Raw genomic sequence first — 8102 nt, forward strand, 5'->3', positions numbered from 1 at the left:
CCCAGCAGCCCAATGGGGTCCGGCGATATATACTGCCCGGTTTCCGGCGAGTAATACCTAAACCGATTGTAATATAATCCGCTTTCTTCATCCTCGTACTGCCCCATAAAACGCAGGTTGCAGTTAACATGATAATCCACATCATTGGAGGCGATGACCTGCGAGCGTTCTGCTTTGCCCCAGGTGGTGAGCCGCTGCGCCCAGACCAGCCCGCCTTCCTCATTGAGCATCTCGCGCGGCGTACCCTGATGGTCACAGACGATATAGTGCAGTTTGCCCCGCTCAGCGCGTGCCGAAGGTGTCAGTGCGCCCGGCTCGTATAACCAGCGGATGCGCTGATTTTCCACCGGTGTACCATCGGCATAAAGCGGGGTTTCCTCAATGAGCTGGTCGCCGCTCCACAAATAATCATAGCCCAAAATGGCATCGGGTTTCACTGTTAAATCCGGTTTACCGTCTAGCCAGCGCTGTAAATTGGCGGTGGCCAGTTTACCATCATATACTTTCAGCTTGCGGATACGCCTCCCAAACGCATCGTATTGATAGTGCCAGCGTGAGCCGTCCGGGGTTTCACATTGCGTCAGTTGATTCAGCACATCCCAGCGATAGCGCCAGATTTGTGGGCGGAAACCGTTACGCTGCTCGGTTTTTTCAATAAGTCGCCCGCTGGTGTCGTAACGATAACGGATATTGCCGTACTGCACCACCCGCCCCGCTTTCTGGCGTTGCGTGATTTGTGTGATTGCACCGTGCGCATCTGTCGGAATATGCTGGTTTAAGTTGCCATTGGCATCATAACTGAACTGCTCTTCATACGGGCGTGCCCCCTGATACAGGGTCTGTGTTATCTGACCGTTAGTATTGTAACGGTAACGCGTCTGTCCCCAGCGGCCATCATCAATCACCCGGATGTTATACGCCCGGTCATATTGCCAACTACGGTTGACTGCCGTGGCTTGTGGGGGGAAGTGAGGATCGTTTTGTTGCAGGGTTTCCCGGAACAGGGGAGTTGACCGGCCTGCTGACTGATGAGACAGCAAACCCGTTGCGGTATAGCGGCTGGCCAGGATAAAGCCGTGGGCGCTTTCCCGCACCGTTTCCTGTCCCAGTGGGTCATACTGTAAAGACAGCGGGCTGTGTTGGTTAAACTGGAAACGGTCTAACCAGCCCATCCGGTTATAACCCAAATGCAGTGTATCTTTGCCCACTGTTTCTGCGACAGGCAGGTCGTTGAGGTCATCCCATTCATGCGAGATTTCACGCCCGTTCAGACGCTCACTTATCAGATGCCCGGCCTCATCATAATCAAATTCCACCACTGCATCCGCGGAGACGGCCCGGATCATCCTGCCTTTGGGGTCGTAGGTATAGGCAGTCTCGGCCTGCAAGGTATATTCCAGTTTTCCGGCCTGCCAGTATTCCTGCCGCAAAATCTGGTCGTTAGCATTATAACAAACCCGGATCAACTGGCCGTTGGGATACCGTGTCAGGATTCGGCGCCCTGCCCGATCATAGGTATAGTCGATCGTACGTCCTGTAAAATCGGTTTCACGGATAATTTGCCCGGCTAAATCCCGCTCATAGCGATACGTTTCACCGGTGGCCATCGTCACGCAGTTCAGGCGAATTAAGCGATCATAACCAAAATGCAGAACCGTCCCATCCGGGCGGGTGAGCTGAGTCAGCAGGTCAAAGGCGCCATAGCTATAACGGGTGCTATTACCCTCGCCATCGGTAACCGCCGTGACCCGGCGTTCATTGTCATAGCTGATGTGCTGTTTTACCCCATCCGGCAATTCAATTTCCGTGATGCTGCTTTCCGGGCTGGCATGGAATGCACAGTGCTGATAACGGGTTTGCTGACCCAGCGCATCGGTTATACCACGCAATCGCCCCAGTCCATCCTGTTCATAGCGGGTGGTATAACCATTGGGCGCCAGAACACCATGAAGCCGGTGTTGTTCATATTCATAACGCCATTGGGTGCCATCCGGCAGTACCCGTCTGAGGATTTCGCCATGCTGGTTGTAACGGTACTCTTCCAATCGACCTTGCGGGTCGGTCACCGCATCCAGTGCGCCCTGGTCGCTGTAGTGAAAAAGCCACGTTTTGCTATCCGGCAGTTTGGCCTGCAACAGTTGACCGTATTCATCATAATCGTAGACAAATACCTCACCGGAAGGTCGTGTCAGTTGGGTCAGTTCACCGTAGGGCGTATATTCAAACTGCGTTTTTCTGCCCAGAGGATCGGTTTCAGAGAGTAGATGGCTCAGATCCCATTCCAGTAGAGTTTCCCGCCCCAGAGGATCAACTTTGCGGGTGATCTGGCCGTCCTCATTGTACCAATAGCGGGTACAGCCGCCTTCTGCATCCAGATAGGTCGTGACCTGGTTGACATCATCATATAAAAAACGATCCTGCCAGTAGCCTTGTGGCGTGCTGACCGAGACTACCCGCCCCCGGTTATCATACTCCATCGACACATCTGTTGAATCCGTGTCATGCCAGCGGGTCATATAGCCACGGGGATCGTATTCGTGCCAGAGGTGACTAAACTGAAACGAATGGCATTCTGACAGATAATCTTGTGCGTTGTACTGACAGGTGACCAGCGTCTGGCGCAGTTCTTCAGTCAGGTACGCGATAGAAGCCAAGCGGTTTTGGTCGTAGTCCAGTAATAAGCGATAACCATCGGAATGGATAACCTGTGACAGCCGGTATTGTTGCTCTCCAAAGGGATCATCATAATGGAAAGTGATTTGGTTATTGTGACGGTCACGGATCGCAGACAATAAACGTTTATCGCCTGCCGACTGTTCAAAACTCAGCGTTAATTGCGTCTGACGATCAAACAGGTGCAACCCACCTGTTAACGTGCCAAACAAAAGATAATGCCCGGCATGCAGGTTAACCGAAAACACGTTTTCATCCGGCGTATGGAAGGTGTAGACAACACCATCTGCATCGGTAAAATGCGTCACTTCCCCCGCTCGCCTCAACTGCTGCGACCAGTCATCAGACCACTTAGGACCGAACAGGCCGGCAAAATTTTCGGTTGAACGGTAAGTACGGGTCAGTGACAGCGGCAAGGTGCCCGGCAGGGAGAGCATCGGCCACTGTTGCAGAAAATCCCCGGTTGCCATGTCGACCGGATCACTACAACAATCATCTTTTTTGGGGTTTTTACTTTGTTTTTGCGCCGATTCTCTCGGTTTCTTAGAATTCGCTCCGCTTTTTTTATTGTGCGGCAACGGCAGCAATCCGGCAATCACCACCAGCCACTGCAACCACTTGTTGTCCTCCTGCAAAATAGGAAGAGCCTCTCCTGTTTCCTGAGTGATAGCAATCGATCCCGCCGCACTGTTGATATTGGCGTCACAGGTCGTGCGGTGCCCCAGCCGGGCAATCGGCTTACCATTGGCAAACACGGTTTTCGCGCCCTCGGCAACCACCCCCGGCGGATGATCACTGCACGCCACGGGATCGCCTTTCCGTGCGACCGGTTTACCCTCAAAGAATACATCGGGCGATCCCTCGATAATTGTCCCGGTATTGCTGCCGTAGTTCCCGAGTGCGGCACCGATACTGGAACAGACGCCTCCGACAAATCCCCCCGCCAGTCCCCCGGCAGCGGCCCCCACGACAATCGCCAGAGCGGCCCCGCCCGTGCCGATCACCAGAGCGCCAACCACAACCGCTGCCACTGCCCCGATTAAAATCCCTCCTAACGCCCCCCACAGGCTCGCATTTTTGTTCTGATGAGCAATCGCATCTCCCACCCGCGCCGGATTCTCACCTTCAGTGGATACTTTCTGCTGCCCAAAGATACCGGCAAGCACCGGTGCTACCGTGGGGGCGATCGCATCCCCCACCCATGTGCCGATTTTCGCCCCGAGTTTTGCCGAAGCCACGCCCGCCACAAACGCCGCACCGCCGACCGGTCCCTTGGTAGCAAAAGCATAAGTCCCTGCGGCAGTTAGACTCATATTTTCGAACGTTTCACTTTGTAAAAAAGTCAGAGCCTTATCCGAAAAGGAGGGTTCAGTTTGTGGTGGTACAGGAAGGGGCGGCCCCTCCCGTGCTGATGACGGCACGTAGACCTGCGGCGGAATATACGGCCGCCCTGCCGCTGCTGCGCCAAACATGATATTTTGTGTGACACCCATAGCTGCCTCCCTGTCAAGATCTTGGTGTTGACGTTTGCATGTCACGCAGTTTGAATGTCATCATCATCGCCTGCATTTGCGCTCGCTGTACGTCAGTCATTTCCCCCTGACAGGTACCGGTGAATATTAACACCTGAGTGGGAGCATTGAGCATCATCATCAGCTGATGCACCACACCGTTCGGCGAACGCCAGCGAAACTCAAAGGTCTCGGTCTCAAACCCGTTCAGCTCACCGGATTCATGCGTTACTGCTTCATAATCTTTCAGTTGCTTGCCAATCGCCGTCATTTCACGCTCAGCGAACTGACTGAATGCCAGTCCCCAAGGTAAGTTGTCTCGGGAGATGGTGAAACTGGTGCCATTTTTTTCATCTGGGCTGTTCAACACCAGAATACTGGCATCCTGCCAGCTGGCGGGCAGCATAATAGTGCCTTGATTGAAGTGGAAAGGCGCGAGATCAGGTTGATTGTTCATGGAAGTTCCTTCTGGCTTGCCGCAATTTAAAAATAACTATGCGTTATTTGTTGATGTTAACCTGGCCACCTAATACGGTAACCCCGCTGGCATTGAGTTCAATACTGGCGCCCCCGAACGAAATTTTAATGTTGGCTTTCGTCATTTGGATGGTGCCGCTGCCGACTTTCAGCGTGATATCATCCTGGGCTTCATACAATTGAGTTCCCGCCCCGGCTTTACCGGCGTTTGCTTTCACCTGTACCACATTGGCTTGTGTACTGCGTTTCTGGCAGATGTTCTCGGTCAGGTTGCCTTGCTGCACGGTTTTATATTCATCCCCTGTCTGGATGAGCAGGCTCCGGTTACCGGCTTCCACAACTAAACTCTGGTCATTTTTTACCGTCGTCTGCATATCCTTCTGTGCATGCAGAGCCAGCCGCTCACTGCCTTTCGCATCCTCAAACAACAGCTCGTTGTAACCTTCACCTTTGTGAGTTTTGGAGCGGAGGGCCATCTGGGTTTTGCTGCCCGGCAGGCCGCCCGGCGGGATATTGCTGGCGTGATAGGTGCGCCCGGTGACGATCGGTTGATCCGGGTCACCATGCAGAAAATCCACGACCACTTCCTGCCCGATACGCGGAATAGCCAGCATCCCCCAGCCCTGACCGGCCCACGGCTGGGTGACCCGTATCCAGCAGGAACTCTGGTCATCGCTCTTGCCGTAGCGATCCCACGGGAACTGGAGGCGGATACGTCCATACTGGTCACAGAAGATTTCTTCCCCGGCCGGGCCGACGACTTTGGCGATTTGTGGGCCGTCAATCACCGGTTTCGGCAGCGGTGATGGGCGCCAGTGCTGGTTATGGCGGATAAAGTGAAAGTGGCTGTGTAACGTGGTACCTGTGCCACTGTTAGCCGTTTCTAGCGCTTGCGGCTGGCTGCCGGAATGACTGGTGGCTACCACCTGCCACGGCTGATTCAGATCTTCACGTGGATGGTTGCTCAGGGTGAATAATTTCCCCGGCTGAATAGCAATGGCATTGCCGCGTCCCTGTCCCATGACGGCATTATTACGCAGCGCTTCCAGCCGGTAACGGGTGAAATCTTTCCCGTGGGCTTCATCCTTAAAACGCCCCGGATAATCATAATGTTCGTAGTACAGTTGCTGAAGAGTATCTTCTTTCATCTGCTGGCTGAATTCAGCCGGCCACGCTGGGTTTTTGAACGTATAATCTTTAAGCTGCACGTTTGCCGGACGAACCTGCGCCCGATGAGTCAGACTGCTGACAGACGGCTCACCTATCGTGCTGGTCTCCCCCGGTTGATAAGGAAAAACCTTGCCCAGTGGTACCGAGCCACAGTCATCGGCAAACACCAGCGTATTGCGTCCGTTACCGCATTCAAAGAAATAGAAAATACCTTCTTCCGCCGTCAGACGTTGCAGGAAAGCGAAATCTGTTTCCTGATATTGCACGCAAAACTCCCGTTCAGGGTGGGCATGGCGCAGACTAAAGACCACATCACGGATACCGTGCTCTTTCAGTATCGTGGTGATAATGGCGGCAATATTCAGTTGCTGGAAGATACGCGAATTCTGGCGCAGCGTTGTGCGCCACAAATCCGGACGGATACTCATCTGGTAGGTGGTCTGGTGTAACCCGGTATTGCCCTGCTCAAAGCCGGCTACAATTCCGGTGATACTGCGTTGTTCGACGCCATCCTGCGTGATAGTCAGCGTAGCCATGTGATCGAGTACCGCTGGAAAATCAATCGCCGGATCAGCACTCCCCAGCCCGACTTCCAGCTGAAACGGCTGGGAAAAATGTTCACTCAGGGTGAAATCGGTCACCACAAAGGTTTCCGGGGGTAAACCGCCTGCCGTCAGCGTAAATTGCAGACCACTGGGGGAACTTCCTGCACCCCCACTGCCGCCCGGTAACTGACTGGCTTTTTGCAGGGCTTTGCTGGCTGCACTGTGTCCGGAAGCCGCTTTTTGGGCCAGCCCGCCCGCAAAGCCACCACCGGGGATAGCGTTTCTGATACCCCCCGGCAAACTACTGGCCGGGTTGCCCTGCGACACCAAAGATTGCCTCTGTTTTAGTTTGGCGAGGACTTCTTTATCGGCAATACGCCGGGTCAGTTTGTCTGCAAGGTCTTTGCCTCCGCCGCCCAGCAAATCGGAAGCCTCTTTCCCTTGCTGAATATACGATTGCCCCTGTTGTAAATTATCGAAGATTTTTTTCTCTGACACGGTGTATCTCCCTGAGTTGATGACGAAACATGCTGGCATGGCCTGTCCGGACAAACAGTACGGCACACAATTTAAACTTCACTCACGTTGTCGCTGACAAAGGTATTAATCCAGGACGCAATTTATTGTCCAATAAATCGGTTAATTCGGTTCAGTAAAATAGTGGGAATAATAAATAACGCGCGGATAAAAACCAAATAAGACTCAGTGAAATAGAAAATCTTCCCCGGCAATAACAGCGTAAAAAATTAAAATACTTGCCGTTCTGGTATAATATGCTGATTTTTTATCTATGGAAGTGCGGTTATTTTATCCATTTCTGTCAAGAAATAGCGCAAAAATGACATAAAAACTTGAATATTAAATATAAAGAAAATTTAAAAGTCATGATCATTCTCGTTTTATGATTAATATCACAGAAATCATTTTTGAATAAATAAGCGCATTTATTAACGCCATTATTAAATAAGTTGTCATAATAATAATTGTTATTTGAGTTAAATTTAAAATAGGGATACATCATCTGTTGCCATATAGCTTTAATATCACTTTGTGATAATTTTTATATAGGAAATATAAAAATGGTTTTTATCTTTTTTAGCGAAACAGAGAATTAATTGAATTAAACATATCCGGGATAAAATAAAGCACTGCGTCAAACAAAAGGTTGACCGGAGCAAATGCAGTCATTAACCTCTGTCACTGTTATCTCAGTGATCTCATCGCCTGTAAGGATCACCCATGAGGTGGCGAAATTAAAACTCCCGTAGCCTGAAAGGGAGTGCAAACATTGCGGTAAATCTGCGCACTTTTGGAAGCAGATATCTTCGGACACCTAACCCTCCGTCTGATGATGAAAGTCTCCCGGTGTGATTCGCCACCCGGCTATCCACATAACCGAGCAGGACATGCTCTGTCTTACGTTAAACGATACCGTTTTCATCGGTACAACCTTCATCTGCGTTTTAATTCATCACGATAAACGTCCCGAAAATGGCGCGGCGTCACTTGTGTTAACGCGCAGCGATTACCAAGTGACGCCGCAAAGCGGCAAACGTCTATAGCCCATCCGGTCTGGCTTTATGACCGATTTGAACCCCGCATTACTCAGTGAAACCACTCAAAATAGGCCATTGACTGACATTCTGTTTGATTAACGAACAACCATTAGGTCTGGTTTTCAACCCACTGCCTTAAAACAGGCTGATGCAGTAAAAAAAGGAGAGAT

Annotated in this window: 3 protein-coding genes; all 3 read right to left on the reverse strand. The window is 51.5% G+C overall.

The window, feature by feature from the left end; genetic code table 11:
* Positions 1–3911 (reverse strand): PAAR domain-containing protein (locus tag AAC147_RS08425; RefSeq protein WP_231571669.1); only part of this gene is annotated, 3911 nt, incomplete at its 3' end.
* Between the two features lie 268 nt (positions 3912–4179).
* Positions 4180–4590, reverse strand: a complete 411-nt coding sequence (locus tag AAC147_RS08430) for a DcrB-related protein (protein WP_231571671.1) — start codon at positions 4588–4590, stop codon at positions 4180–4182.
* A 94-nt stretch (positions 4591–4684) separates the two neighbouring features.
* On the reverse strand, positions 4685–6913 hold the full coding sequence (locus AAC147_RS08435) for a type VI secretion system Vgr family protein (protein ID WP_156115460.1): 2229 nt from the start codon (positions 6911–6913) through the stop codon (positions 4685–4687).
* Positions 6914–8102: the final 1189 nt, after the last annotated feature.

The organism is Xenorhabdus sp. NBAII XenSa04 (assembly GCF_963866145.1).
GTDB classification, from domain to species: Bacteria; Pseudomonadota; Gammaproteobacteria; order Enterobacterales; family Enterobacteriaceae; genus Xenorhabdus; species Xenorhabdus indica.